A 2627-nucleotide genomic window follows, 5' to 3' on the forward strand; every position below is an offset into this window, starting at 1 on the left:
CCCTACGTCCATACCCGCCATTGCGAGACCAGTCATGACCCCTCAATTCCCCCTCGCCGCTGTCGTTGCCGCTGACTCGCTAAAGCTGGCGCTGTGCCTGGCGGCTATCGACCCGGCCATTGGCGGCGTGTTGATTGAAGGGCCGCGCGGCATGGCCAAGTCGACCCTGGCGCGCGGCGTGGCGCAGCTGTTACCGGGCGGCCAGTTCGTCACCCTGCCCTTGGGCGCCAGCGAGGAACGCATCGTCGGCACCCTGGATTTGGACGCCGCGCTAGGAGGTCGCGCGCAGTTTTCCCCAGGCTTGTTGGCCAAGGCCGATGGCGGTGTGTTGTATGTGGATGAAGTGAACCTGTTGCCCGACCACCTGGTGGATCTGCTGCTGGATGTGGCCGCCAGCGGCGTTAACCATATCGAGCGCGACGGCATTTCCCATCAGCACGCTGCGCGCTTTGTGCTGATCGGCACCATGAACCCGGAAGAAGGCCAACTGCGCCCGCAACTGCTGGACCGCTTTGGCCTGAAAGTGATTCTCGACGCCCAGCCGCAACCAGCGGCGCGCGCCGAAATCGTCCGCCGCCGCCTGGCCTTTGATGCTGACCCACAAAGCTTCGTGGAGCAGTGGCAACCGCAGCAGCGGGCCCTGCGTGAGCGCTGCCTGGCGGCTCGTGACCTGCTCAGTCAGATTGACTTGGACGATGCCAGCGTTAACCAGATTGCCGAGCGTTGTTATGCCGCGGGCGTCGATGGCCTGCGTGCTGATTTGGTCTGGCTGCGCGCTGCCCGTGCCCATGCTGCGTGGCGTGGTGACAGCGTAATTACTACTGAAGATATCGACGCCGTTGAGGCATTCGCCTTGGAACATCGGCGCCGCGAGACACCGCCGCCGCCGGCTGCTCAGCCCCCGCAGTCCAACCCGCCATCGTCGCCGGCGGCCGGTAGCAGCAGCGGCGAAGGCCAATGGGGCGAGCTGCCGGCGCAAGCCATGCCCACTGGAGCAGCCCGCGAACTGCCGCGCTGGCCAAAAAAGCCTTAAGCATCCGCCCGCGACAGGTCACTGGCGCGGATGCGAGACCCCGACCCGGCCCGCTCAGCGGCGGCCGTCAGGGCGCCTCCCGACCGGGGCAGACGGGCGCTATCGACTGGCTGGCAACCTTACTGCGCGGTCGTCCGCAACGCGCCAGCGATTTACTGCGGAAACCGCGCAGCCAGCGGCCGAGCGAACTATGGGTGCTGGTGGTGGATGCCTCAGCTTCAACCCGCCGGCATGGCGCCCTAAGCCAAGCCAAAGGCCTACTTGGCACGGTACTGCAGCAGGCCTATCAACAACGTGTACGCCTGGCGGTTTTACACGCCACAGGCATGCAAGCGCAGTGGCACTTTCAAGGGCAGAAAAGCTCGGCGGCGATGTTGGCGTGGCTGAATGAGCTCGGCGCTGGCGGCGGTACGCCGTTGATAGATGGGTTAGTGCAGACCGGCCAATGGCTGGCGCAGCGCCAGCGCAGCAAGCCAGCTGAACAGCAGCGCGTGTTGGTGATTACCGATGGGCGTTTACGCGAATGGCCAGCCTTGGCGCCGATGGCTTGCCCCACGGTGTTGGTGGATATCGAAAGCGGACCGATTCGGTTGGGGCGTGCCCGTTTGTTGGCCGAGCAACTGGGCGCCGATTACCGGCATATCGAAAGGCTGTAACGTCTCCATGTACACGGCCTGTTGGACTTCGCTGCGCTCACCACAGGGCCGGTCCAACCGGAGACAGGCGTGTTTCGGTCTGCAACCGAATAACCTCATTAAAATCCGCCGTCATTCCCGCGCAGGCGGGAATCTAGAGTGCGTCGGGTAAAGGTGTACATCTGGCGATTCTGGATCCCCGCCTACGCGGGGACGACGGGTGTTTGCGCGCGTTATGCGTTCGCTCGCGCACCCTGGTTAGCCGTAAACCGTCACCCGATTACGGCCATCTTCCTTCGAGGCATACAACGCCTCATCCGCCCAGCGAATCCATTCTTCGTGGTGGTCGGGGGAAGTCGCCAGGTCGGCCACGCCCAGGCTGATGGTCATCTGCAGCTTTTCACCGGCATGTTCGATACGCAGCGCCGCCACATGTTGGCGCAACCGTTCGGCAAACACGCGGCCGCCTTCTTTGGAGGTGTCTGGCAGCAGAATCACAAATTCTTCGCCGCCATAACGGCCGGCCACATCCACGTCACGAATCAACTCGCGAATGGCATCCGCCACACGCTGGATCGCCTTGTCGCCGGCCTGGTGGCCGTAGGTGTCGTTGATGCGTTTAAAGTGGTCAATGTCCAACATGATCAGCGTCGCCTTGGTGTCGTAGCGACGATGGCGGGCATGTTCTTTTTGCAGGCTTTCTTCCCAGTGGCCGCGGTTGTACAGGCCGGTGAGGCGGTCGGTGCTGGAGAGTTTTTGCAGCTCGGCGTTGGCCGAAAGCAACTGCCGACGGTTGTTGGCCACGTCGGTCACGTCGTAGATCACCAGGCAGATATGACCAATTTTGTTATTGGTCGAACGCAGGGGAAACAACGTGGTGTTCTGGTACATAAAATCTTCGCGGCCGGTGATCGGCTGGTAGTTCTTGAAGCGCAGCAGGTACGGCCGTTGCTCCCACA

At 62.8% G+C, this 2627-nt stretch carries 3 protein-coding genes; 2 read left to right on the plus strand and 1 reads right to left on the minus strand.

Annotation, left to right across the window (positions count from 1 at the left end; genetic code table 11):
- The first annotated feature begins 34 nt into the window (after positions 1 to 34).
- Both AAAB16_RS08360 and AAAB16_RS08365 read left to right on the plus strand, forming a co-directional pair.
- Positions 35 to 1033 carry an AAA family ATPase gene (locus AAAB16_RS08360; RefSeq protein ID WP_340662919.1) on the plus strand — a complete coding sequence of 333 codons (999 nt, stop codon included), beginning with the start codon at positions 35 to 37 and terminating at the stop codon, positions 1031 to 1033.
- Positions 958 to 1689 carry a VWA domain-containing protein gene (locus tag AAAB16_RS08365; RefSeq protein WP_340662920.1) on the plus strand — a complete coding sequence of 244 codons (732 nt, stop codon included), beginning with the start codon at positions 958 to 960 and terminating at the stop codon, positions 1687 to 1689. The genes AAAB16_RS08360 and AAAB16_RS08365 overlap by 76 nt, the downstream gene beginning before the upstream one ends.
- Positions 1690 to 1926: 237 nt before the next feature.
- Here the strand turns inward: AAAB16_RS08365 and AAAB16_RS08370 are convergent.
- The coding region (locus AAAB16_RS08370; RefSeq protein WP_340662921.1) for a GGDEF domain-containing protein at positions 1927 to 2627 on the minus strand (701 nt) is incomplete at its 5' end.

Origin of the sequence: Pseudomonas sp., assembly GCF_037994325.1 — a bacterium.
Classification (GTDB): Bacteria; Pseudomonadota; Gammaproteobacteria; order Pseudomonadales; family Pseudomonadaceae; genus Aquipseudomonas.

What these genes read in the sequence shown, in the direction of transcription:
- AAAB16_RS08365 (WP_340662920.1), top strand. Translation starts at nt 958, where the DNA reads ATGGGGCGAGCTGCCGGCGCAAGCCATGCCCACTGGAGCAGCCCGCGA.
- AAAB16_RS08360 (WP_340662919.1), top strand. Translation starts at nt 35, where the DNA reads ATGACCCCTCAATTCCCCCTCGCCGCTGTCGTTGCCGCTGACTCGCTA.